We start from the raw sequence: 26,343 nt of genomic DNA on the forward strand, positions 1-26,343 counted from the left end.
CAACCATTTACATTCTATTGACATGTCGATTTTTGTAAATATAGATAGACATTTCCTTGGATTACCATATAAGATAAATTTCTAAATACATTTTTCACCTAATGGAGGAACCTATGAAACCGCAGAAATTCGCGCTTATCTTAATCTGCATCTTTGTTTGTATGTTAACAATCTCTGAATTGCCGGTAAAAGCGGCACAAGACGCATCTCGTTCTACGCTGCCTAGAATCATTCAGGTATCTGCCGGAAAGGGACATGCACTGGCAGTCGGAACAGATGGCACACTCTGGGCATGGGGAGACAATAGTGCCGGGCAGCTTGGCGACGGCACGTTCATTTCGCGTTCCGCTCCGGTTCAAGTTGGAGGTGGGACAGAATGGGCTTCGGTCGCCGCCGGGGACCACTTATCCGTTGCTATCAGAAAAGATGGCAGTCTGTGGATGTGGGGGACTAACCAAGCGCAAACGCGCTCCGGTCTGGATCAAGCGATCACCAATCAGAAGATTCCGCTGCGCTACGGCATGGCGACCGATTGGGTTAAAGCTTCCGCCGGAGAAGGCGGAGCGGCTGTCCTACGGAAGAACGGAACGATCAAAGTTTTCGGATTAAATGTGATGCCGGGCGAAGTTGATGACAGCGTTGATTTAAACAACGATAAAGACTGGTCCGACGTTTCCATGGGAAGTCATTGTCTGATGGCTTTGAAGAAAAATGGCAGTCTATGGGTCAAAGGAGGATGCATTCCTAACGGGCGCACAGTGGAGTTAAGCCGCGTCGGGAATGATCATGATTGGGATCGTATTGCTGCAAGTTACTATTCAGTCGTTCGCAAGAAGGACGGATCGGTTTGGACGCTGCGTGGCGACTTTGACACGGGTAAACTGCGATTAGAGCAAGTGACGGAAGTGACCAACGCTGTATCGATCTCGGGAGATTTCGTGTCTGTCATCGTTTCGACAGACGGAAGCGTCTGGAAATGGGATACCGGTTATGACCGATACGAGAAGATACAAGGCGACGCCGAAATGATCGACGCAGACGATAGTTATGGCTTCGGGGTTGCTTTGAGTCGAGATGGAGTTCCATGGACGTGGGGCAATAACGAGTGGGGCCAACGGGGATCCGGCGAAAATGATACATGGTATGAACCGCAAGCAGTCGAAGCTCGCTACAGATACAACGTACGAAGCGATTTTTTTGCCTATACGCTGCAAGACGATGGATCCATATGGATAAATGACTTGAGAAACGCGCAAGAGAAGAGGTTTGGGACAGATACGGATTGGGCTTCCATTGTAGCCGGAAGAAATGCCATGTACGCATTGAAAAAAGACGGCAGTTTATGGTCATATCAGGAAAGTGACGCTTCGATATCTGGTTCAGCTGCTCTTCTGCTGAAACCGTTCATGGCGGGAACCGCTTGGCAAAGCGTTCAGGTGTCGTCGCTCGGATATGCAGTCGGCTTGCAGCGTAATGGGTCGTTGTGGGCATGGGGAAGTGATGCCTGGGGGCTGATTTTGAAAGGCTATGAAACTGCGCAATCACCGCCGCTCCAACTCAGCAAGGATCACGATTGGCAGTCATTCAGCGTCAACCTGGATCATATTCTCGCTGTCAAGAAAGACGGCACATTATGGGGGCGAGGAGATAACCGTAGAGGCCAGCTAGGTCTCCCATCCGCGAGGAAGCAGACCGATACTTTCACACGAATTGACAAATCTAGCAGTTGGGTGCAAGTTCAGACTGGGGAAGCGACTTCAATCGGCATTCAGAAGGACGGGACCTTATGGCAGTGGGGGGAAGGCTTTGGCGGGAAATACAAAACCGGCAGCATGAGCCTCCTCACGCCGGATAAAGATTGGACGAAAGCATGGGCATCAAGCAACAGGTTCTTCGCGCAGAAGAAGGACGGCAGTCTTTGGGCTTGGGGCGACAACAATTTCGGACAGCTTGGCATCAGCTCGGCCGAGTCGCGTTCTGTGCCGACGCAAGTGATAGACAAAGGTCCTTGGGTAGACCTCTACCCGGAGTCCTATTATACGATCGGCATCAAGCAGGATGGGACGGTCTGGACGTGGGGGAACAGCAGTACGATCATGAATCACGGAGTAAATGTTCAAGAAATGCAATTGGCACCGATACAGACCGAGGTCCACTATCGGGTTCCGGAACCGTCCTGGACTGTTTCTTTTCTTCCTTTCTCGGTAAAAGATACCTCGGCAAGTGTGCAGACCCAAGCGAATATGCACGTAACCGTGATGAAAGGGTATGAATATATCACAAATGGAATGAGTGATGCATCCGGATTATTCCGGTTTAATCTCCCTAAAATCAGGGACGGCGTCTATAGCGCACAGGTAATGGATGCGAACGAGAGACTGGTTGCCCAGACCTATTATTATGTGGGAGATACTACCCCGCCCAAGTATCCGAGGGTCATCGTCCCCAAGGCTGGGTCTAGGGCAGTTACCGGCTCTGTTGAGCCTCGGTGCACGGTTAAGATCATGCGAAGCACGGGGGTATATCAAGGCCAAGCAGATGCAAAAGGGAATTTCATTGTTAAAGTGCCTCCTCTTATTGCGGGGGAGGAGCTATCTATTTGGGCCATTGATGCGGTGGGTAATCGAAGCGGACTCTATTCGTTTAAAGTTGCTAAAGTGTCGGATGACAAGAATTTAGTCCGATTCCAACCTGCTTAAATCGCGGTTTCTCTTTTTATCGGAACTAAACAGAACAAGGCTGCTGAAATGTCGGCAGCCTTGTTGCGTTAAAGGGTTTTTTCAAACAACTAAACGCGGGAATGTTGAAGGGTTATTTAATCCAAACATCAGGGTCAGAAAGACGGCGGCCTTTCGGAAAATAACTCAATTCCAGCAAGTGCGGTCAAAGCTATTCCAGAACGACAAGACTTATATAAATATCAAAAATATTAATGCATGGTCCATAATATGGTAATATAATTGCATATCTATGGCGATAGGAAAGTACATTTCAGCCAAACGAGAGGGGCAGTGAAATGTCAGAACAAACGCTGATGACTGTTGTAAAAAGGATTGAGTGTGTTTATTTACCGGCAACGAATACAGAAGTTTCCGCCAAGTGGTATATCGAGCACCTTGGATTGAAGCTATTGAGGCCAGTCGATGAGAATCAGGCCCAGTTGGGCATTACTTCTGAGCAAACCATTTTTTTAATCAAGTCAAAAGAACTAGGCAACTTAAATTACACGGAAATTGGCGGTTCGGAGCAATGTATCATTACCATGGAAGTCGAAAATTATAAAGAATTACATAGTAAAATGAAACAGAATGGCGCTCATGTTACGGATATCGTAGATAATGATGATTGTGGCTTTAATTTTTATTCTTACGATCCAGCAGGAAACAAGATTGATCTATGGAGTGGCTGGCCCAAGTAATTGTTGCTCAACTAACGGAAAGTAGAGCGTAACAACCTATCAAATCTAGTGTTACTCCCATAGCAAACTATAGCTTGGTCGGCATATTTTTCATGTATATACGGGATTAACAACCACCAACTTTTAGGAGGAATTGAGAGTGCAATTGGAAAACGAAAAGAAGGTAATAACCGTCATTAACTCAGATATCACTGGTTCTAGCTTTAAAAATGTGCGAGCGGAGCAAGTCTCTATTCAATGTGCCAATCTATCTGGCTTAACAATGAACGATGTCAATCTGACGGGTATGAATATTTCTGATGCCAATCTGAGTGATCTGGTTATTGATGGTGCACAATGGGGAGGTGCCCAATTTAAGCATATCGGTTTCTCTGATAAGGATCAGCCTGAGTTGGAACAACTAGAACGAAATCCATTGCAATTTACGCACTGCTCATTAAAACAAGGTGTGTTTACTGATTGTGATTTAACGAATGTGAAGTTGGAGAACTGCAACGTTACAGGTTTGGTGATAAACGGAGTTAATATCGAAAATTTAATCAAACGGCATATATCTGCTGATTAAAATAAGAAGAATACGTGAATTATTGAGGGACGGGAACACGATAGTTTAACGACAAATAGGCTGCCGACCTAATCGGCAGCCTATTTGTCGTTAAAGTTGTACGTAAGTATCTGAAAAAGCTACACAAATATTGTCATAGGACAAGAATTTGATCCTTTAGCATATTTGAATATGATCTTAATCAAACCTACATTATAGAAGGTGAGATACTGCAACTTTATAATATCATTTGAATTACGAACGCATGTTTGTTAAATTGGTTATGAGTACCAAAAAATACAAATTGAATGGTGGATGAGTCTATGAGTCGCGTCGTTGGTTTCGAAATTAGTAGTCAGGATGCAGCAACACAATCAAAGTTCTATGCTGATGTATTCGGATGGGAATTAAGTGAGCCTAATTGGGGATATTACCCTGCTAAAACTGGACCTTCTGATAAAACAGGCATCGACGGCGGCATAGCACAGGGACCAGAACATTTTCCAGTTGGTGTCCGCTTGCAAATCCAAGTTGAGTCCATAGAAGAATCAATTGCGAAGGCTATTGAACATGGGGGTAAGGTAGTCCAAGATGTTATGGATTTCGGAGATTTCAAGCTTGCCTATATTGTTGATTCAGTGGGTGTTCACTACGGACTCATAGAGAATTATTAATACGTATAACTTGGAGTTTTGATTGAGCTAACGGACAACGAGAACTCAATCAACAACAGGAGAAGGCAGCCGAACTAAGTAGTCGGCTGCCTTTGCTCAACGAACGGGCAAGTTAATTTAATAAACTTCCACAAGGGTATAATCTGATCCGCCCCTGATTTGCTAACTAGGCTTTGGGAGAAAAGAAAATTATGAATTAGAGAGGAGAAACAAAATGAACGAAAAAGTAGAAGAGATACATACAGAAAAACAGAGAGGTAAATTCGGAGGATCGTTTCCAGTCCGTTTAGTCTCAGACTTTAAGAAATCACAGGAATATTACCGTGATGTACTTGGTTGTGAGATTAGTGATTGGGGACACATCACGCGGGACGATATGACAATAATTTTGCAGCAGGCGGTCTCACCCGATGATGTACGTCCAAACGCAGTATCAAAAAAACGTTCAGATTATCCGACTGAATGGGAAGGTCCTGATCATGGATGGGATTCTTTTGTGCATGTCGAGTGGGATGACCTGGATCTCATAGTCGAGGAAGTACGTAGTAAAGGTGGAATCATTGCAGTCGAACCATTTGTTCTTTCCCACGGTGAATGGGACTTCAGAAACGCACACCTTTCCGATCCTGACGGGTATACCATCGTGCTAGGCGGAATGCGTGAGCGTACTAGCGCATGAAAGTGGATAACGACAGGAAGCGGTCAACAGCGACCAGCTTCCTTTTCAATTAGTCTTGAATTAACAACTATTTCCTGTAAGATTGTGTTATCAATCTAAAGGGATGATTCATTGCAAGTTAGGGAAACGAAAGGGCTGCCACGTGGTAGTCCTTTCGTTGCGTTAACGGGGAACGAGAGCTCAATAAAACAATCATCAGGAGAGGATGCCGGCACAAATCGGCAGCCTTCGTTGCGTTTCAGGTAGGAGGTGTGATGTTATTGATAACGGATCACCTGCTGTTCTGGACTGTTGATTGTAAGACCCTTTGATGACTTGCAGCTGAACGAGCGCAAATAATGGTTAAAAATTTAATGGAAACGGTTTCTTTTCTCAGATGTAAACTGTTTATAGGAACTATATAATTCTCGTAGGCAGCAGAAACTATGCTGACACTTTAGCATTCACTGAGAGGGACTCCTTCTCACTAGGGATTGCTTCCCATCGCGCGGAAATATTTCGTCGTTGGGATAGCGTTGGGTTCTGTGAAGGGATAGTTAGCCACACTAATTAATTGTAGATGAGGTGTTCATAGTGCCACATTCAGTTACAATAACGAATTTATTTAATTGGAATCTCCCGCGCTTCGTACCCATTAAGTTAGAAGTATTGACTGATGAGGTTCGATTGCACGCAGGCGGGGAGACGGTTGTTCTGCAGGGCTCGCTATTCAATATCGACTCAGATCAAGAGATTACTCCAGCCTGGAAGATTGAGGAATATGATTTTTCTATACTATTCCTGGAACTGAAGGCGACCGAATCCGCCTTTCTAAAGAAAGTAACCTGGTTTTCCGGAACTTGGGAGGCTTACGATACTAGGCTCGTCCATGCTACAGAGCTTCAGGACAATTTCCTATTTCTCAGAAAAGGTAATGTATCCTTCTTCCTCTCTCTGGACTTCCCCAGCAGTAAAATATCCGAAAAGGGTATTTACTACGAACCTTGGGACGAGGTTCCGGTCCAAACGGCTTATCATTGCCATACTCTTACAACAGGAGCTTGTATGCTGTCAGGCCACATGGTCGGAGACTATGATCGGGCAGAGATTGAGGCAGTCAGCGCCTATATTGAACAACGGTTTCCGTTAAGGTTTAACCGCCCTGTGAATTCTACGACGTGCATTACGAACCGGATGACGGATGTACGAGAAGGTCGGATTTTCTATTCTATGTATGATAATCCAACCCTGCTTCTGTCACCAGAAGTATTGGAGCAAGAAATTGATTTGTGCGCGGAAGTTGGAATTGAATACTATCAAGTGTTCGAAGGTGTGTTTGACTGGCCTGAAGACGATACGAAATCTGGAGAGGCCCTCCGCAAATTAGTGGAGTATGGTGCACAGCGGGGGGTGCGAGTAGGCGATTATGTCCATCCCGGTGAGTTATATTGCCCTCACTATAATTATGAACAGCGTCAGTTGGATCGACCTGAATGGCGGCAGCTGGATGCTCACGGTAATCGAGGTCAACTCTGTTTGGGTCACAAGGACTATGCAGAGTTCCTCCGTGATAAGCTGGTTGCGCATAATCGCAAATATAATGAACAAATGATCTGCTTGGATATGCTGTCCATTCAGCCTTGTTATAACACTTCTCATCATCATCCAGAGGGAGATGTCTATCATCAGATTCGCGGACTAGTAGATCTCCTGGTTGCGCTGGCTGGAATTCATCCCGAATACCTCATCTGGACCAATAGCGGTAATTGGCTGGAATTCATGCCGAAGCTGGTCTGGTATAACCCGAACATCTATTTGACTGATCCTCATGTTCGAGAATATACGCCGAACTTAAACATGTTGAAGTTAATGGGAGATACCAGGCGCGAGCAGATGGTAACTTTTCATAATACTTATATGGTTCCCTACCGATTTTACACAAATTGTGAATATTACTATTCTAGGCGCAGCAGGATTCATGATTTACATGTCTTTGAATACAGTCTACTGCAAGGATTGGCCGTCACACCCAATATCTGCTTAGGGGAATGGCGAACTTTTCTGGAGAGAATTCCTTCCTCCAAACGGGATGAGTGCGTCGCATTTATGAAAAAATGGCTGGGATTCATCAAAGAAAACTTTGATTTATGGCAGCATACGAAGCAAGTTGGAGATTCCCCGAGTATAGGTGCGATGGAAGCCTATTCGCATATGGACAAGGATCACGGATTTATTTGTTTGGTAAATCAGAATCCTTTTCCCGGTTCGGTTACTTTTCAGTTGAATGGAACCATCGGGCTGGAGGAGGGGAAGCAATTTGATCTCTTCGAGATCTATCCACAGGAATGTCCGTTAGTCGAACAATCTCTTCCCTATGCTGCATCCGAAGATTCAATCACTTGCTCCATACCTCCGCAAAGCGTACGGTTTATTGAGATCAAGCCAGCAGCGAAACCCGAACAATTAAAAGTATTCGGACTTCCCGCTAAGGTAGAGAGGACGGAACAGGGGTATCGCCTTATTATGAAGAAAGCGCAGGGAGAGATTGCCCCTCTTCGGTTGCTGCTGCCCGATGGTGAACAGATTGATAGGGTTACCGCTCAGCATGCACCGACGGTCCGTATGTTCACCTTTCCGGTTTTCACACAACTAAAAGGGCAAATTGGCAACATTGCGTCACTGGATGTCACTTTTCCTAGAATCAAAGCTCCGCGAGAATTGACTCACTGGACATTGCAGCCTGACAACAAGGAGATCGTACTCCCACAACAGGACAATTTCCCCTTTCTGGGTGCCTTGGTATCCGGGGCTTATTCAGAAACGACCGAGGTATGGCTGGATATTGTATTAGAAACCGGCAACCGGACGGATGATCAACAAGAAGTCATTCCGGACTTTCCAGTTCTCCCTGCAAAGTCTTTAAACAATCTAATCACGAATAGCCGTAAACATACGTTTGAAACGGTATTTGAACTACCGTTCATAGAATGGGACGCATTTGCACAGGGATATGATGATGATGCTCTAATAGAACTCTCTTTTAACAATCCTACGCAAGTGGGCAAGATTTCGGCGACGATCAATGAAGAAACCGTAGAAGTGAGACGTTATTTCTATGCAACGAAGAAGGAATGGTACTCTTTCTATATTGTACTTACAGGTAAAGTGAAATTAGGCATGATTAAGTTAGTCGTTGAGATTGAGTGGAACGCATAGTTGATCGCTATGTATCAAAGTTGAAATTTGGAAGAGAAATAGTCTTAACCAAACCCGCCAAAGATATTTTGTGCGGGTTTTATATTGTGTGCCCAGCATGGTCGCTACCTCTAGGGTTCAAGTCCTTGACCTGTTTAACATGCGACGACCTAAAATCACATACATATGAAGTAATATACCTTCAATTGATCTGCCGAGTAGGCTATGTTTCGGATTCAGTAAGATTGGAGTACGTTTTCGTCATTGTGCAGGAGGTATGAATGTTGAATAACTCGAGATCCATGAAGTTGTTGGGACTTATGACTGGGGTTGTGCTCCTTAATATTATCGTTTTGTCACCAGGATTATTAGGGGTGCAAATCGGTGGTGAAAGTGCTATTGAGACTGCTTCTGGCGTAACCTTATTGTTCAGCAGCCTCCTTACGCTGCTTTACGGAAGTTATGTTTTACTTTTGAAATCTCCTGTTGTGACGCCTTTAAAAGACCTTAAATCGCATGAGGATTACATAACGGCACTTAATCATTACAAATATGTAAAAGTGTTAAATAAGGATATTTCACTTGCCTTAGATCAGTTAGATCGAATGGAGAAGAAGATGATCACCTTGTTAGATGTCCTTAGTCAGAGATTTGATCGAACGGAGTTAAGTTTCAAGAAGTTCATTACTGTCATTAATGAGGTCGAAAATCTTTTCTACCTGAATATCAGGGGTATGCTCAATAAGCTTAGTGTTTTCGGTGCATCAGACATCTCAGTTATTGCTAGTCCGCAAAGACATACGCAGTTTTCAAATAAACTGCTGCAAGAAAAAACGGATCTATACAAGGAGTACTTAGCCCAAGTGACGGGTTATCTTAGCGCGAATGAAGAAATTCTGCTGAAGTTAGATAAGTTACTCATGGAGATCTCTCAATTAGGTACTACAAATTACGAAGATGTTGAAAAAATGCCCTGCATGAAAGAAATAGATTCATTGATCAAGCAGACCAAATTCTATCAGCAATGAGAGGGGATAAGTATGGCTAGTAAAGGTAAAGCGGCTGTGGTGTTAGGGGCTATTGCAGTTGTCGTTTTTGCCCTTGTATATTTCGGGATCATCTTAACATCGAATTTAGGTAAAACAGACACTGAGGTAACTTCGGAAAATGCGGATAAACAATTAGCTAAACTATACAAAAGCATCTCCGTAACGACAGCGGAACAAATAAAAGGGCAGATAGACCTTGATCCTGCAGCTGTCGGTGATTCATTGCCCGATATCTCTAAATTTCCAATATCCGTTGCCAATACAACCGATCATTTCGTAGAAATCTTCTCATCCACCGAGAAATCAGGGACTGGCAATGATGGGTGGTTAAATGAGGTTGCAGAAGACTTCAATAAGGCCAATATTGCTGTGAATGGGCAGCCAGTTTCCGTCAAGATCCGTAATATTGCATCGGGCACAGCCGCCGATTATATAAAGTCAGGCAAATATGTGCCAGATGCATTCACGCCTTCAAACGAGTTGTGGGGAGAAATGATTAAAGCGCAAGGCACCAAAATTCAACTTGTATCTAATCGTCTTGTCGGTAATGTAGCTGGTGTCGTAGCAACGAAGAAGAAATATGACGAGCTGGTAGAGAAGTACGGTTCATTAAATGTCAAGACGATTACGGACGCCATAGCGGATAATGAGCTGGCTATGGGGTATACGGATCCATTCGCTAGTTCCACTGGCTTGAACTTTTTAGTGACTGCGCTTACCACTTTTGATAGCTCTAATTTACTTGGAGATAAAGCGGTTCAAGGGTTTGAGAAATTCCAAGCCAATGTACCTTTTATCGCGTCTACGACTTTACAAATGCGGGATGCAGCTAAGTCAGGGATGCTTGATGCTTTTGTCTTGGAGTACCAAACCTATGTCAATGCGCCTGATCTGAAGGAGGGCTACGTATTCACTCCTTTTGGCGTCAGGCATGACAGCCCGTTATACGCTTTAGGTGATTTACCTCAAGATAAGTTGGATATTATTAATAAGTTTGCAGAGTTTGTCGCACAAGAAAAATATCAGAGTTTGGCCGAAGAAAAGGGTTTCAATGGTCTTGAGGATTACAAATCGGAGCTCGGTGTCGTTGATGGCAGCCTCTTATCCTCTGCACAGAAGTTGTGGAAGGAAAAGAAAAACGGCAATAAACCGATTGCTGCCGTATTTGTAGCCGATGTATCAGGGAGTATGGATGGCGAACCTCTGAAGCGATTAAAAGAGTCTTTATTATCAGGTCAAAAGTACTTAGGTAGGGAGAATAGCATTGGTTTAGTTTCTTACTCCACTGATGTTTCAATCAATCTTCCTATTGGGAAGTACGATACGAATCAGCAGTCCATGTTTGTTGGAGCCATAAATAGTCTTCAGGCTAGCGGAGGTACAGCGACATTCGACGGAATTGCAGTGGCCATGAAAATGCTTCAAGATGAGTTAGCTCTTCGCCCTGATATTAAACCTCTGATCTTTGTTTTAAGCGATGGGGAAACGAATGAAGGGCATTCGCTTCAGGATATCAGAGGGTTAATCGAGACCTTCAAGATTCCAATATATACGATTGGTTACAATGCAAATATTAAGGCGCTGCAAAGCATATCAAGCATTAATGAGGCAGCTAGTATCAACGCAGATACAGATGATGTCGTGTATAAAATCGGTAATTTGCTCAACGTTCAAATGTAAAGTCAATTTTATGGGGAGGGTTACGATGTCATTTACAATGGAAATAGTAAGTCCCGAGAAGATTAAGTCGGCTATTGAAGAGCAGGTTAAGCCTGTGCCTGAAGAAGTACAACAACTCAAAGAGTTGGCCGTAAACAATGTCTCGACGATCTTAGAGTTAGATATCGATTCCGTAGAAAAGCGGAAAGAGGTATTGCAATCTATTGATAGCTTCGGTATGAGTTCCATGAGGTCATCCTCGGAGAAAAATTCCCTTTTGCAAGTATCTGTTGGGAATTTATCTAAAACGGGTGATGAAGGCGGTCAAGTAGCCAAGGGATTAACTGAACTGCATCTCCAGTTGAAAGATTTGGATCCGAGTGCAGTGGATTTTGCCAAGAGTGGTTTTCTAGGCAAGTTCTTTAACCCATTGCGTAATTACTTTACCAAGTACCAAAAAGCGGATAGCGTAATTTCGGATATTATAGTTTCATTGGATAAAGGAAAGTCGGTATTAAAGAATAACAATACAACTTTGGAGTTTGAACAACAAGCACTGAGGGAGGTTACTAAAAAACTTCAAAAGGAAATCCAGCTTGGCGTGTTGATGGATGAAGAGATTGAGTCTCAGATCGAAGCAGCCGAATTACGCAATGAGTCTGAAGATAAAATCCGGTTCATTACGGAAGAAGTGTTGTTCCCTCTACGGCAACGCGTGATGGATTTGCAACAAATGATGGTCGTTAATCAACAAGGGATCATGGCAATCGAAGTGGTAATCAGAAATAACAAAGAGCTAATCAGAGGGGTGGATAGAGCTAGGAATGTTACGGTTTCGGCCCTGAAAATCTCTGTGACTGTGGCCAGCGCGCTCTACAATCAAAGGATTGTCTTGAAAAAGATTGAACTTCTCAATCAAACGACGGACAGTCTAATCAGCGGAACCTCGAGAATGTTGAAAGAACAGGGCGCGGCGATCCATAAGCAATCTCTTGAAACGAGTATTTCAGTTGATACATTGAAACAAGCTTTCACAGACGTGCTATCGGCATTAGATTCTATAAGCACTTATAAGCAGGAGGCACTTCCTAAGATGCGTGAAACCATTAACCAGTTCAGAGAACTGGCTGATAATGGTGAACAACAGATTCAACGTTTAGAGAAAGGTCACAAGCTAGGTTTGTAATGTAGTGGGCGAAGAAGTCGCACGTACGACCCACTCTATTCAACGGGCAATTATGCGTAAAAATAGATAAGGGTATTATTAACTATTGGAGTTGGGGTGCTTTTATCAAGAAAAGATATGTTTTCCTCATAGTTGCCTTGTTATTGTTTGCGATGGCTTATGCAACACCAAGTACTCAAGATTATGATATTTACCTCCAAAAGGTCCATGGCCTTAAATGCGATAGTAGCACTAGCTCCAATTGCTTTCACACCATAAATGACTTGAAAGCGGCTCATATCACTCATCTAATTATTTTTATGACAGCAGAAACCCATATCTTTGGAGAAAAAGACAATAAAATACGTGTACTAGGTGTGTTTAATCACTTCTTTGTAATAGAAAATAAGCTTCACCCTAAATCATCTGACAACGCTGACAACATTAAAATGGGAGGTTGGCCAGGAAAATAAGGTGTAATAAATGGGGGAGAAGGAGATGGCCGTAAGTAGCCGAAAATCGAATTGTCGGGTACATAAAAGGGCGCCATCTATGCGTGGAAAGGGTATAATAAATTGGCAGAAGCAAACACTAAAAGGGCTGCCTCGTGTTAGTATAGAAAGTAGATAACTAAAAATATCATAATGCCTAGGAGATACGATGACAGAGAAAAAAGCACAAATAGAAACAGGATGGAACTTCGACAACAGTTATGCTCGTCTGCCGAAATCAGTTTTTTCCAGGCTGAGCCCAACCCCTGTACGTTCACCGAAGTTGATCATTCTTAATGGTCCGTTGGCATCATCCCTGGGGCTTAACGTCCAAGCGCTGCAAAGCAATGATGGCGTAGCGGTGCTTGCTGGGAACCAGATCCCCGAAGGTGCTTTACCTCTTGCTCAAGCTTATGCAGGGCATCAATTCGGGCATTTTAACATGTTAGGGGACGGTCGGGCTCTGCTGCTTGGCGAACAGATCACTCCCCAAGATGAACGGGTTGATATTCAGCTTAAGGGTTCAGGTGAAACGCCATACTCTCGCCGAGGCGACGGTCGAGCGGCACTTGGACCGATGCTGCGTGAATATATCATCAGCGAAGCCATGCATGCCCTTGGTATTGCTACCACTCGCAGCCTAGCGGTCGTGACAACAGGTGAGTCAGTATTCCGCGAAACCGAGCAACCTGGTGCAATTCTGACCCGTGTGGCTGCCAGTCATCTTCGCGTCGGCACCTTTCAATATGTATCAGCATGGGGCACTGTTGATGATCTCCGGGCCCTGGCTGACTACACATTGGAAAGACACTTTCCAGAAATTGAAGCTGAAGAGAACCGCTATCTTTTCCTACTTCAGGAAGTGATCAAGCGTCAGGCCAAGCTGATTGCCAAATGGCAGCTCGTTGGCTTTATTCACGGGGTAATGAATACCGACAACATGGCCCTTAGCGGAGAAACAATTGATTATGGTCCTTGTGCCTTCATGGATGTCTATGATCCAGCAACGGTATTCAGTTCCATTGACACTCATGGTCGCTACGCTTATGGCAATCAGCCGCATATTGCCGCGTGGAATCTCGCGAGATTTGCAGAAACCCTATTGCCGCTGCTGCATGTCAATGAGTTGCAGGCTGTCAAACTAGCCGAGGATGCGATTTCAGATTTTACCGAGTTGTATCACCGTAATTGGCTTACCGGAATGAGGGCGAAACTGGGGATCTTTAACGAAGAGCTAGAGGATGAATCCCTTATTGAAGGTCTACTCAGTATGATGCAGAAGGATCGTGCGGACTATACCAATACCTTCCGCGCATTAACGTTTGATAAGCCGGAGGATACGATCCTGTTTGGCACCACGGATTTTGCTCAGTGGCATGAGCTATGGCAGGCGAGACTAGGAAGGCAGCAGGAACCAAAAGCCTCCTCGCATCAGTTGATGCGCAGCAGCAATCCTGCGGTAATCCCTCGCAACCACCGAGTAGAAGAAGCACTAGAAGCCGCTGTTAAACATGGAGACAATAGCGTTATGGAGCGGCTTCTTGATGTTCTTTCGAGCCCCTATGCGCACTCCCCAGAACAGGCTGATTACTTCACACTCCCTGCACTGTCAACCCGTCCTTACCAAACCTTTTGCGGCACCTGATATAGAAGCAGTAGACCAAAACTTCATAATAAATGTTTTACAGAAAAGGGCATTCTAATTGGCCCTTTCATCAAAAGAGCGTCGTGTTAGTCACAGACGCTCTTCTTATTTTCTATTTGGTTGATAAAGAAGAATAAACCTGGTTAAGATAGGTAATTAATCTTGTTCAGCTTCTTCTCTATACATCAACTTAGTGATGTTTTGACGAAGGCGAATCGGTCTTCAATCCATTGAGGTTCAAGATCAGGATAGAAAGGAGAAGTTTTCTGAAGTATCGTAAGTTCTATCTTGAGTTAATTAGGGGTAATTCGAAATTCCACTGATGGAGCTGACTGAACTTATATATGAAAATAGCAGTGTAATCGAGAAATTTCCAGGGGATGGAGTCATGACGGGGACAAGAATTAATATACATTGCCGTTTAATTCCCATTACATGAGCGTCGTTCGACTTTTATTTGAGGTAAAAGCAAGGTTTACAGAGGACATTGGCACATAATTACAACTCCACTTGCACACCTTATAACAAGTGATCCGATAACAAGATGATGGAAGGAGGGAGTGGGCTTCATGGACCGAATGGAAATGAATGGTTCCGCGGATTCTGCCGGATATGCGCAGTCTGCCGAAATGCCGGTGATAGGGGAGAATGGCGAAACGTTAATCGAACAATTCAAACGTTATTACGAGAATTATCGGATGACGTCCGGTGTCGACTCCAGTTTTCAGAACGCAAGCGAGGCTTTGTCGGCGTCGATTCTGAATCTGGTTGGCCAATCTGCCGATAACGGGGATTTGGTTACAATCCGAAACCTTATGCATGAATACAGCGAGATTCGCCTTTCAGTACAGGCCAGTAACGATTCCCTGAAAGAGCGTTTCGAGCTGCAGTACAAGCAGCGGTATAAACCGAGCTACTAGGAGCCATAAACTACAAGTCAGTGCTACCCAGCAGCAGAATAATAAAGCTCTTCCCGGGCGCTGTCGGAGGACAAGGACATATATCCATTAGAAGCCGAATGATTGCGGCTTAGATTGTCGAGAAAGCCTGCGTTTTTGAGGCTTTCTTTTTGTACAACACAGAACTTACATATATTGGTTCGCACACTACTATGGACTTGCTAGAAGTGCTTTTGGAAGGAAAACTACAAGGGATAGTGACTCATCTTTAATCATATTAGAAAGGCCGATTTGAAGACGGGTATTTAAGCCTTGGAGATGCGATAATACGCGAAATGCAATTTGATCATGAAGTTTGTTTTTAAGGAAGAGTACAAATCAATTCGGTTAGATGTTTATAGTGGAAATGAAAGAGCGGTAAATTTCTATAAGAAATTAGGATATGAGTTACGTGGAGAGTTCTGGTTTCTAGGAAGAACTTCACCTTTCTATTGTATGGAGAGGAATATCTGAGAGATATATCGAAGAAGACAGAATCTTCGTTTTAACCGGCTAGTCAACACTTTACTTAACTTTCAAAACGGCAGTGAAGAGAGGCATAAGTAAAGTGATTAAATTTTCTCTTAGAGTGGAAAGAATCCAAAAGAGTTGAGAACTATACGAAAAGGACGGTACTTAAGTAACAGGAAACCGTCCTTTCGTGTATTGTACAAGTATCGTCTTACTAACTGAATATTTACTAAGCTTTGTTATTTTATTGGAAGGGAAAGAATGGTGTAAGATGCGCTGCTGGAATTGAGGTTTTCACCTTAATTACTTCCAAATGCTGCACGCTTATCTCCACGCCAATGCTGCTAGGCAGCACAATATCCGTTTAGCCTATTCGTTTGCACTTCGTGATAACTGCGTGGGTACTCCCACTGTTTGGTTAAGAAATTAATTTAGCTATCAGAAAAGCAATGCCTGCTGCTAATCCCCCTACCAGTGTCGTTTGCCATGCACTTTTGATGGGCTTGGATCCTGTAAACTTCCCCTTGATAAATCCAAAAATAAAAAGAGCAATTAGTGTGACAATAACAGAAACGATTAGGGCTGATTCTGGTTTATGAATGATCATGTATGGGGCTAAAGGAATGATACCCCCTATAATATAAGACACGCCGATAGTTATTGAGCTATTACGTGCTCGTTTTGGTTCAGGTTCCTCCAGTCCTAGTTCATATTTCATCATGAAATTGACCCATCGATCTGGATCCTCACTAATCGCATCTACAACAGAGGTGACTGTTTGTTCAGGAAGGTTCCACTCACGTAAGATGTCTGCTACTTCTTTCCGTTCCTGATCGGGCAATTCAATAACTTCCCGCTTTTCACGTTCCAATTCGGATAAGTAATGTTCCCGGTCCGTACGCGCTGCAAGATATCCACCTAAACCCATAGCGATAGAGCCCGCTGCGATTTCTGCCACTCCCGCAATAACGACTAAACTTGTGTTAGATAGGCTTCCAGATAATCCAGCAGCAAGGGCAAAGGGGACAGTCAATCCATCCGCCATTCCAATCACAATATCCCGAATAAGATCTGGAGCCATAAAATGTTTTTCTTCATGCTTTTCTTCTTGTATAACATATTCATTTTGTTCCATTAGATTTCCCCCTTAGGTTTAGGTTCATATAGAAGTTGGTCATCTTCTAGGAAATAACCATTGATAATGAAAATCCTTATCTATCCCCTTAAAATAGCACATGCTGCTGTCACAATTGTGACAGCAGCATGTGTTTCTTAATATGAACTTATTATTGTTAATAATACCATAAATCTGCTTGCCACTATAGTAATCCTGACGAGTGTCGAGAAAATAGCCGATTGCCTTAGTGATAACAATAACCAAGTGACTACAAGACCGGCGAAAGCTACCGCTGCATGTTGTGCTGGATTAATGAGCCACGACACCAGTGCGAACTAAAAAATCATCGCCCTAAACTTACATCCTTTTCATAGTGGTAGGTTAGTTTTACCAATGTTTTAGTTTGATTTATACTCCTATTACTTGGATATATTATGGAATAAATTTAAGAATTCGAGGTGCGTTATTGAAATGACAAAGCAACTGGTTTTTCTAAGTATCGCCACAATTATTGTTATAAGTGGATGTGGAAATAATACAAGTCAACAGCCTGTTGCAACCATGAACCATTCAGACATGAACATGAACCATCCCATTTCAAGTGAAGTTCCTCTAGGGTTAAAAGAAGCAAAGAATCCAACCTATGAAGTTGGAAGTCAAGCAGTTATCCAAGCAGAACATATGCCGGGTATGAAAGGTGCTACAGCAACGATTGTGGGTACTTATGATACGACAGCTTATGCTGTGTCGTATACGCCAACAACTGGTGGACAACCAGTGAAAAATCATAAGTGGGTTATTCTTGAAGAGATTGAAAATGCGGGTAACCAAACTTTGAAACCAGGAACGGAAGTTACCTTAGAGGCAGACCACATGCCAGGAATGAAAGGTGCGAGTGCTACAATCGAATCAGCCGAACATACTACCGTGTATGTGGTTGATTATAATCCGACAACTGGTGGAGAAACAGTGAAAAATCATAAATGGGTAATAGGAAGTGAACTTTCAACTAAATAAAAGGTTGTTACAAAGTTCCACAAAAAGTCTTGTCGGAGGACAAGAACATATATCCATTGCCGATATCGGAAGAAAAGAATATTGTCCGATTCCGAAAGAGATAATGAATACTTAGCCAAGATCGGTTTCCTTGAAGTACCAGCTGATATAATCAGATGCTAAACGGGACACGTTAGTTCAAATATCAACAACGAGGCTGTCGGCAATATGTATCCGGCAGCCTTTGTTACGCAAAATGACAGTAATGCGTAACAAATTAGTGTAGTTCTCGTCTAAAGGGATAAGAAGGATACTAAAAGAGGTGAGGGAGTCGTGAAGCTAGTGGCAAAGAAAACTCAACCAATATTATTAGGGCTATTTATTTTATTGCTTATTTGTTCAGCCAGCGTTTTATACAATCACCAGTACAAAGTCGACCATGGAACGAAATTGACTGTGGAAAGTATAGTGGGTAGTTCGCTATTTATGATTTGGAGTAATTATAATTCTATACTTGAGAATGAAACCGACATGTTGACGATAGAACATATAAACGACATACATGTAAAACTCTCTGTAATTGAGGCTTACTCAGATACAGTAGGTCGTTCGGTGAACACTCAGTTATTAACCCCAATAGGTAAAGATATGAAAGTAATAACTGAAAGCATGCAAAAAAGCTATAAAGAAAACAAAAAGTTCACAGAACAAGACCAAACAAAATATGCGACATTAATAAATGAGATAACTACGTTGATTCCTCTAATATATAAGGTTTATTATGTTCCTGAATCTCAAGAAGGTGCAAAAGTTACATTAAAAGTAAATAACAAAGAAGCGTTAATAGAGTTTAGAGATAAATTGAAGAATTACGTTTCCAACTTGAATAACGTGTAGGATCTGAGCAGGAATATCGCTCTACCCCCATCTTAAGGAGGTTCATGCGATCTTCTTCATGTTCTGAAAGGCTGCTGTCATCCCACACATATCGTGTAATCACGTTTCGGTGGTTTTTAGAACGGGTGTACTGTGCAAGCATCGGACAGCTTTTGCAAAATTCAGCATGTTTAATCAGCAACGTTCTTATCATTCTAGTCTGAGAAGAGGAAAACGAAGCAGTACAACGAATACCTTTATTACTTCATGTTGGGGGAGCATATGACGATATTCTATCTAATTAGGTATGGCGAGCCGGATTAGGAACTAAACGAATACGATTATTGTCTAACAGAGGAAGTGAAACGATAAATTAATGATGAATATTGGAATTGATGCTGGTGGTACGCTAATCAAAGTCGCATGCTTGAAGCATGGTTCGCTCGAATTCAAAAAGTTCCCAATTTCCCAATTGGAATATGTGGCCTCATGGATTTGCGGATTTGATACCGCTAAGATTTGTATTACCGGTGGTAAAGCAGCTTTATTGAAATCATCTTTGAATCAAGAAGCTGCAGAGATTGTTGAATTTGAGGCAACATGTAACGGGGTGCGCTATCTTCTTGCAAAGAACGCTATATCAGAGGATAAATTTATATTAACTAATGTTGGGACAGGCACTTCGATTCACCATGTAGATAATAGCAGACAACAACGGATCGGGGGAACCGGGGTTGGAGGCGGAACAATAATGGGGCTATCTCAACTGCTGACCGGGATAACAGATTATGAAGCAATTGTAGCATTAGCAGTTAAGGGACTTCGAGATCGAATAGATTTGAAAGTAAGTCACATCTATGCGGGAGCAGAACCACCAATCCCGGGAGATTTAACAGCAAGTAATTTCGGGAATATCTTACCATTGGTATCCACAGATCAATTAACCAAGGAAGAACTATTAGCTTCTGTAACCGGTCTAGTGGGGGAAACTGTGGCAACGGTTAGTGTTCTCGCTGCTGGTCAATGTGGAGTATCATCAATTATTTTCATCGGTTCATCCTTCATTGGAAACGACCTTCTTAAAGAAGTTGTACAAAATTATACGAAACTAAGAGGAGCCTTACCCTTGTTCATTGAAAATGGAGAGTATTGTGGAGCAATTGGAGCTTTATTGTATTACAGATAATAAACCAAATAAAAAACTAACTTCCGTTACTTTGTAAAAAGACAATATCGAAGAAGACGTAACTCACTCATTTTTAAAAATATGCAGCTTCTGTTAATGCAGATTTTTAATATTTGTTCCTATTTCATTTAAGATTTCTCATGAAATTAAGGGGGTATTTTAATTCACTGGACTTTTCCGCAGTAGGACCGTATAGTATTTTCTAATGAAATCAAACATATCGTACGAAAGGATGGAAGAGCAATTGGAATGGAACAAAATTAACAGGATGAATGGTGATTCGGATGGATAGTCTGTTGGCATGGGCTTCTGTCATCGGCACAGGCATATTGGAATTATGGGCAGCGATTCCTCTCGGGCTTACCCTCAAGCTGCATCCATTACTGACAGGTATTCTAAGTGCGGCCGGCTCGATGCTAAGCGCAGTTATCGTGATCTTCTTCGGCACATCCATCAGGAATTGGCTTGTACGACGAACTCGAAACAAGAGCGGCGGGAGAACCAGCCGCATGACCCGCATTTGGGACAAATACGGTATCCCTGGAATCGGCTTCTTATCTCCGCTTATTACCGGAGCACCACTCGGTGCAGCCATAGGAATTTCTTTCGGAGCAGAACCACGTAAGTTGTTTGTATGGATGACCATCGGGATCGTCTTCTGGAGTTCTGTGCTGACTACAGCCGCTGCATTAGGACTGAATGCTTTTTTAACTTAGGCGGGTAGATTTACACTTCGACATTGGTCACCTAGTAAGTAAAAAACACCGACTCAAGGGCGGCCACTGAAAAATACAGTGGTACATTGCCAGGTTGGAATTTTGAAAATGAATGATTTCCACTCCAAAAAAAGAGGGGGTTTCTTCCGAAGTTTTTTCGAAAAAAAGAAATAAGTTCTTGTCTTAAAGCTATATGTTCTATTGTCGGAGGACAAGACTATGTATTCATTAGGTTCCGCGCGCCGCGCGGCTTTTTTGATTTAAGGGTAAAGACAAGAATATATATGTTTTGCCGAAGGCACGGTATTGAGTACAATATAGGTAATATGATGTTGAGCAGCCAGTAAGTGGCGGCTTTCCTCGACTTTGGACTAGGGCTAAACCGTCCGTGAGTCCGTTATGCGCGAAAGCGGAGAGGGTTACAATCTATTTAATGAAGCAATAGAAAATAAAACCACAGGAGGTTACGGGTCAGGATCAATCGTTAAACTGGCTTATACGCCGGTTGCAGGTCAAGCATAATACGAATTTAGTAACCAAAAGGATGTGACTTCACGCACGTTAAGATAGCATTTAGCGCCTATTGTTATTGGAAATCGCTATAAAACATCCAGGGGGACACATGCATGCAGCCAAATAAATTACATACCAACTCTACGACATCATCAAATCCATTCGAGGGACCCAAACCGCCGTCCCGATATAACAAATGGTTTCATTCACTTCGGACGCGGCTTACTTTCTGGTTTTTAGTCATCGGCCTTATTCCTTTAGTAGTTAGTTCTTCAATCATATACTATACGACCGCAAGTGATCATGTCGAAAGCGAAGTAAGTGTCTATCGCAATCTGACCGAGAATAAAGCGAATACTGTGCTTGAGTGGGTGGATCAACGGACTTCTGAACTGATGCTTACCTCGCAGAATGAAATGATGCGGTCGAACGATCGCGTGAAACAGAGCGAATATTTAAAGGTTCTCCAAAATTTGTCCAGCATCAGCAGCGATATTATGTTGACCGATGCTTCAGGAAAAGTTCTATTACATAGCAATATGCAGCAAGAAGTCACGTCGATCGCGGATCAGGAGTATTTTAAAACCGCTATGCAAGGCGAGACGAATGTATCCGACGTCATCATTTCAAAAAGCACGGGTGAACCAGCTGTTGCTCTTACGGTTCCGATCATGGATGCTTCAGGTAAAAAACCAATCGGTGTACTGACGAATATCATCGCATTCGATTCAATGATGGATCATTTGTTCAAGGATCTGGTGATCGCCAAAGGTGCTGGATATCCGATCATGCTCGACAATCAAGGTATCATCCGGTATGCCCAGCAAAAAGAAGCGATCGGCCGCACGCCGCAAGAATCCAATTTGCCGGACGGGCTGAAAGCCATATTGTCTAACCCGACAATGAAGGACAACGTAGCCGACTACACGGTGAATAACGAAACGTATATTGTTACTTATTCGCCACTAGCGGACACGGGGTTCAAGTTATATTTTCATATGCCATTGAACAGTATTCTGGTATCACAGGCCAAGACGGAAACGACGCTTTATACGATCCTGCTTATTGCTGGTGGGATTACGATTATTATCGCGCTCCTGATCGTGCTTACAATAACAAGACCAATCGGCAAAATTACTAAACAGGTGAAACGTATTGCCGCGGGTGATTTAACAGAAGATCATCAACGGATTAAAAATAAGGACGAAATCGGCGAATTAGCGAACGACATCAACACGATGACGACTTCTTTAAAAACGATGGTCGGGCATTTGAGGGGCAATGCGCATAAGGTGGCGGAGACGGCGGAAATGCTCGATACCAGCGCAGGGAATACGCGGCTTGCTTCTGATCAAATCGCCACAGCCATGGAACAGGTCGCGACGGGAAGTGAAGTGCAACTGCAGGGAGCTATGCAAAGCTCGCAAGCGATGAATGAGTTGGCCGCAAGCATCCAACGGATTTCTGAATCATCCTCTGTCGTATCCGATACCGCGGTAGAAGCGGGTAATGATGCGATAGCAGGGAGCGAAACGCTGCAAATAACGATCGGTCAAATGAACAGCATCAGCCAATCGGTCGGCGCTTCGGCGGAACTGGTCCGGCAGCTTGGCGAGCGGTCAGCGGAAATCGAGCAAATTATTACCGTCATGTCAGGCATTGCGAGCCAAACGAATATTTTGGCACTGAATGCAGGGATCGAAGCTGCTCGGGCTGGCGAGCACGGCAAAGGTTTTGCAGTCGTAGCCTCAGAAGTGAAAAAATTAGCTGAACAGTCCAATCAATCAGCGGAGCAAATTAGCGAATTGATCGGGCAAATCAGCCGGACCATCGGGCATATCGTCGACTCGATGAACCGAGGTGTAGGCGAGGTGGACAAAGGTATCGTTAGCGTGCAAGAAGTGGGCGAAGTGTTCCGCAACATCGTCCATTCGGTGCAAAACGTCACTGAGCAGATCCAAGAAATATCCGCGACGTCGCAGGAGATTTCGGCGAGTACGCAGCAGGTGACCGCATCGATGAGCGAAATGGTGGCAATCTCCAGATCGTCAGCCAACATTGTACAAACCGTAATGGCCGCGAGCGAAGAACAATTCGCTTCGGTCGAGCAGGTTTCGTCTTCAGCGGAACAGTTGAGTGGGATGGCTAACGAGCTTCAAAACGAAGTGGGTAAGTTCAAGCTATAATAAGACATACGAGGAAGAAAAAGGGCAGATTAACCATCTTGCCCTTTTTTTAATTGAGCCCTAAATAGGCACAGGATACCAACCATTTTAGGTCTAGGTGGGCTTTTATCTATTAATAGAAAGGGTTATTTTAGCAGATACATGCCATTGTAACAATTACCAGAAGAATGAAGAGAACGAGAACAACTCCTGAACTTAGATGTCTATGATGACGAAATCTTTCTTCTTCAAGGATTCCTAACCCCATAATGCTCACCTCCTTTATAAGGTACAGACTAAGCATATGCCATCAAGCTTATTATGTAATGGACTACTATGAAAAATGGGTTTGTGCTCCTGTGTCCGCATCCATTAGGAAGTCAAATTTGACTGAGAACTTAGATGAATTAATCTAGAAAAAGCCCACAACCATTTAGGTCCAGGTGGGCTTTCATCTATTTATTGAAATGGATAATTTAGCAGATACATGCCATTGTAACAATTACCAGAAGAATGAAGAGAACGAGAACAACTCCTGAACTAAGATGTCTGTGATGACGAAATCTTTCATCTTCAAGGATTCCTGACCCCATAATGCTCACCTCCTTTAACAGGTACAAACTAAGCATATGCTATCAAGTTTATTATGTTATGGACTACTATGAAAAATGGGCTTGTGTCCCTGTGCCTGCATCTGCAGAGGCAATTAGAGTCACATTTTATGTCTAGTTCGTTCTATTCACTGGCATGGAGAATTCATGTGTTGTAATATTGATATACTAAAGAAAATAAAAGGAGAAAGATATGTGCGGAAATATAAAGACATTATTTAACTTTGACCCGCCGGCTACCGACGAAGAAATCCTGGCGGCATGGTGACGGTTCACGGTAACGGCAATCCAAAGCCTTAATCCTTGCATGAAGCTGGGTTAAAAGGTCTTGGTTTTTGTGTGTTCCTAGGGCCTTGTGGACGAGCTTTTAAATAGCTTATAATTATCAGATAATAGTAGATATGTTAATCTATAATTAATTGTAATACACTATGATATAGTTATAATTGAAACAAAGAAGGTGTGACTAGGTCTCGCCTTGGCTTGGTGTGACGCCTAAGCAGGAGCGCCTACATCCTTTCTGCAAATTTTAGGGTATAAGGATGGTAAAAATGAGTAATAGAGAAACTAAAACAGACGTCATCTTAATTGGTGCCGGAATCATGAGTGCGACTTTAGGGACACTTCTTAAAGAATTAGTACCGGAATGGGAAATTACAGTATTTGAGAAGCTCGAAAATGCAGGAGAGGAAAGCTCTAATGAATGGAATAATGCAGGAACAGGGCATGCGGCACTTTGCGAGCTTAACTACACTGTCGAAAAACAAGACGGATCTATAGATATTAGTAACGCTATCAAAATTAATGAACAGTTTCAGCTTTCCATGCAGTTTTGGTCTTATCTTGTAAACAGCAAGCTGATACGTAATCCGCAGGACTTTATCATGCCATTGCCGCATATGAGTATGGTACAAGGGGAACAAAATGTAACGTTTTTAAAGAAACGTTTTGAAGCGATGTCGAATAATCCTCTGTTTCAAGGGATGGAATTTTCCGATGACCCTGGAAAACTGATGGAATGGATTCCGCTTATTATACAAGATCGTCCATCAAATGAACCTATAGCGGCAACAAAAATCGACTCTGGAACTGATGTCAACTTTGGTGCTTTAACGCGCATTTTGTTTGACCACTTAAAGAGTAAAAACGTCGATATCAAATACAAACATAGCGTTGATAATATGAAACGTACTAGCGACGGCTCGTGGGAATTGAAAGTACGAAACGACAGCGGTAACGTCGAACGCCATACTGCAAAATTCGTCTTTATCGGAGGCGGAGGAGGAAGCCTGCATTTACTGCAAAAATCCGGTATTCCTGAAGGAAAACATATTGGAGGATTCCCGGTAAGCGGAATATTTATGGTGTGTAATAATCCGGATGTTGTAGCGCAGCATCATGCAAAAGTATACGGCAGAGCTAAGGTTGGAGCTCCTCCAATGTCTGTTCCGCATCTTGACACAAGATTTATCGACAATAAAAAATCTTTGCTATTTGGACCGTTTGCCGGCTTCTCACCAAAGTTTTTAAAAACCGGTTCAATGTTTGATTTGGTAACTTCCGTAAAACCGGATAATCTCGTAACTATGTTGTCGGCAGGTGCAAAAAACATGTCTTTGACAAAATACCTGATCGAGCAAGTTATGTTATCAAAAGAAAAGCGCACGGAAGAGTTACGAGAGTTTATCCCGAACGCCAAAAGCGAGGATTGGGATCTAGTAGTAGCGGGCCAACGTGTGCAAGTTATCAAAGATACTGAAGCTGGCGGCAAAGGTACACTTCAATTTGGTACGGAAGTTATTAGTGCCGCTGATGGCTCGATTGCAGCATTACTAGGTGCTTCTCCAGGTGCTTCTACTGCGGTTCACGTTATGCTTGAGGTAATTAAAAAATGCTTCCCGCAACAAATGAAAGAGTGGGAACCGAAAATTAAAGAAATGATTTCTTCTTATGGCATGTCACTAATGGAAAATCCAGAGCTTCTGCACGAAATTCATACTTCAACAGCAGAGACGCTTGGTTTAAACGAAAAAGAGCTAGTTTATAGTTAATTATTTGGATGTAGAAACAAAGGTATTTAATGAAATAGTTTAAGCAACATTTTTTCATCAATGAACAATCCATGACCCTTCTGTATAAGCTCTTTAGAGATAGCCTCCCAATCGTTGGTAGGCTATTTTGGGTTGTGGAATCGTATCTTTTTTGCAGGCAAAGCGAAAGGATCTCCTACCCTAAGAACATACAAAAGAGCTTCTT

Annotated in this window: 20 protein-coding genes; 19 read left to right on the forward strand and 1 reads right to left on the reverse strand. The window is 43.0% G+C overall.

From position 1 onward, the window contains the following. The first annotated feature begins 113 nt into the window (after positions 1–113). From EKN16_RS07320 to EKN16_RS07370, 12 genes are all read left to right on the forward strand, one after another. On the forward strand, positions 114–2,699 hold the full coding sequence (locus EKN16_RS07320; protein WP_164522711.1) for an RCC1 domain-containing protein: 2,586 nt from the start codon (positions 114–116) through the stop codon (positions 2,697–2,699). A gap of 317 nt (positions 2,700–3,016) precedes the next feature. Continuing rightward, entirely contained in the window at positions 3,017–3,418 is a 402-nt protein-coding gene (locus EKN16_RS07325) for a VOC family protein (protein ID WP_125655022.1), read from the forward strand. 139 nt (positions 3,419–3,557) lie between these two features. Continuing rightward, positions 3,558–3,983: a pentapeptide repeat-containing protein gene (locus tag EKN16_RS07330; protein ID WP_164522712.1), complete on the forward strand. Its 426-nt coding sequence runs from the start codon at positions 3,558–3,560 to the stop codon at positions 3,981–3,983. Between the two features lie 302 nt (positions 3,984–4,285). Further along, positions 4,286–4,636: a VOC family protein gene (locus EKN16_RS07335; protein WP_125655026.1), complete on the forward strand. Its 351-nt coding sequence runs from the start codon at positions 4,286–4,288 to the stop codon at positions 4,634–4,636. Positions 4,637–4,850: 214 nt separating this feature from the next. Next, positions 4,851–5,315: a VOC family protein gene (locus EKN16_RS07340; RefSeq protein ID WP_125655028.1), complete on the forward strand. Its 465-nt coding sequence runs from the start codon at positions 4,851–4,853 to the stop codon at positions 5,313–5,315. A 573-nt stretch (positions 5,316–5,888) separates the two neighbouring features. Continuing rightward, entirely contained in the window at positions 5,889–8,510 is a 2,622-nt protein-coding gene (locus tag EKN16_RS07345; RefSeq protein WP_125655030.1) for an alpha-amylase family protein, read from the forward strand. A gap of 281 nt (positions 8,511–8,791) precedes the next feature. Then, positions 8,792–9,517 (forward strand): hypothetical protein, encoded by a 726-nt coding sequence (locus EKN16_RS07350; protein ID WP_232016277.1) that lies wholly within the window; start codon positions 8,792–8,794, stop codon positions 9,515–9,517. A gap of 12 nt (positions 9,518–9,529) precedes the next feature. After that, on the forward strand, positions 9,530–11,218 hold the full coding sequence (locus tag EKN16_RS07355; protein WP_125655032.1) for a vWA domain-containing protein: 1,689 nt from the start codon (positions 9,530–9,532) through the stop codon (positions 11,216–11,218). A 25-nt stretch (positions 11,219–11,243) separates the two neighbouring features. Continuing rightward, positions 11,244–12,383: a toxic anion resistance protein gene (locus EKN16_RS07360; RefSeq protein ID WP_125655034.1), complete on the forward strand. Its 1,140-nt coding sequence runs from the start codon at positions 11,244–11,246 to the stop codon at positions 12,381–12,383. A gap of 299 nt (positions 12,384–12,682) precedes the next feature. Next, positions 12,683–12,835: a hypothetical protein gene (locus tag EKN16_RS32135; RefSeq protein WP_164522713.1), complete on the forward strand. Its 153-nt coding sequence runs from the start codon at positions 12,683–12,685 to the stop codon at positions 12,833–12,835. Positions 12,836–13,022: 187 nt separating this feature from the next. After that, on the forward strand, positions 13,023–14,498 hold the full coding sequence (locus EKN16_RS07365; protein ID WP_125655036.1) for a protein adenylyltransferase SelO: 1,476 nt from the start codon (positions 13,023–13,025) through the stop codon (positions 14,496–14,498). A 569-nt stretch (positions 14,499–15,067) separates the two neighbouring features. Next, positions 15,068–15,418 (forward strand): hypothetical protein, encoded by a 351-nt coding sequence (locus tag EKN16_RS07370; protein WP_125655038.1) that lies wholly within the window; start codon positions 15,068–15,070, stop codon positions 15,416–15,418. A 907-nt stretch (positions 15,419–16,325) separates the two neighbouring features. On the opposite strand, the gene EKN16_RS07375 is transcribed toward EKN16_RS07370, so the two are convergent. Next, positions 16,326–17,042 (reverse strand): VIT1/CCC1 transporter family protein, encoded by a 717-nt coding sequence (locus EKN16_RS07375; RefSeq protein ID WP_221226884.1) that lies wholly within the window; start codon positions 17,040–17,042, stop codon positions 16,326–16,328. A gap of 453 nt (positions 17,043–17,495) precedes the next feature. On the opposite strand from EKN16_RS07375, the gene EKN16_RS07380 reads away from it, so the two are divergent. The 7 genes from EKN16_RS07380 (at position 17,496) to EKN16_RS07410 (ending at position 26,138) form a co-directional block, all read left to right on the forward strand. Further along, positions 17,496–18,041, forward strand: coding sequence for a YdhK family protein (locus tag EKN16_RS07380; RefSeq protein ID WP_125655040.1), 546 nt, complete (start codon positions 17,496–17,498; stop codon positions 18,039–18,041). A 321-nt stretch (positions 18,042–18,362) separates the two neighbouring features. Next, positions 18,363–18,917 carry a hypothetical protein gene (locus EKN16_RS07385; protein WP_125655042.1) on the forward strand — a complete coding sequence of 185 codons (555 nt, stop codon included), beginning with the start codon at positions 18,363–18,365 and terminating at the stop codon, positions 18,915–18,917. A gap of 355 nt (positions 18,918–19,272) precedes the next feature. Continuing rightward, positions 19,273–20,082, forward strand: coding sequence for a type II pantothenate kinase (gene coaW, locus EKN16_RS07390; RefSeq protein WP_232016278.1), 810 nt, complete (start codon positions 19,273–19,275; stop codon positions 20,080–20,082). Between the two features lie 272 nt (positions 20,083–20,354). Next, a complete protein-coding gene (locus tag EKN16_RS07395) occupies positions 20,355–20,798 on the forward strand; it encodes a small multi-drug export protein (RefSeq protein WP_232016279.1) in 444 nt (147 codons plus the stop codon). Positions 20,799–21,424: 626 nt separating this feature from the next. Beyond that, entirely contained in the window at positions 21,425–23,497 is a 2,073-nt protein-coding gene (locus tag EKN16_RS07400) for a methyl-accepting chemotaxis protein (protein WP_125655048.1), read from the forward strand. Between the two features lie 783 nt (positions 23,498–24,280). Next, positions 24,281–24,355, forward strand: coding sequence for a DUF2277 family protein (locus EKN16_RS07405; protein ID WP_375782100.1), 75 nt, complete (start codon positions 24,281–24,283; stop codon positions 24,353–24,355). Positions 24,356–24,638: 283 nt separating this feature from the next. After that, complete coding sequence (locus EKN16_RS07410) at positions 24,639–26,138, forward strand: malate:quinone oxidoreductase (RefSeq protein WP_125655050.1); 1,500 nt, start codon at positions 24,639–24,641, stop codon at positions 26,136–26,138. Positions 26,139–26,343: the final 205 nt, after the last annotated feature.

This window comes from Paenibacillus baekrokdamisoli, assembly GCF_003945345.1.
Lineage (GTDB): Bacteria > Bacillota > Bacilli > Paenibacillales > Paenibacillaceae > Paenibacillus_Z > Paenibacillus_Z baekrokdamisoli.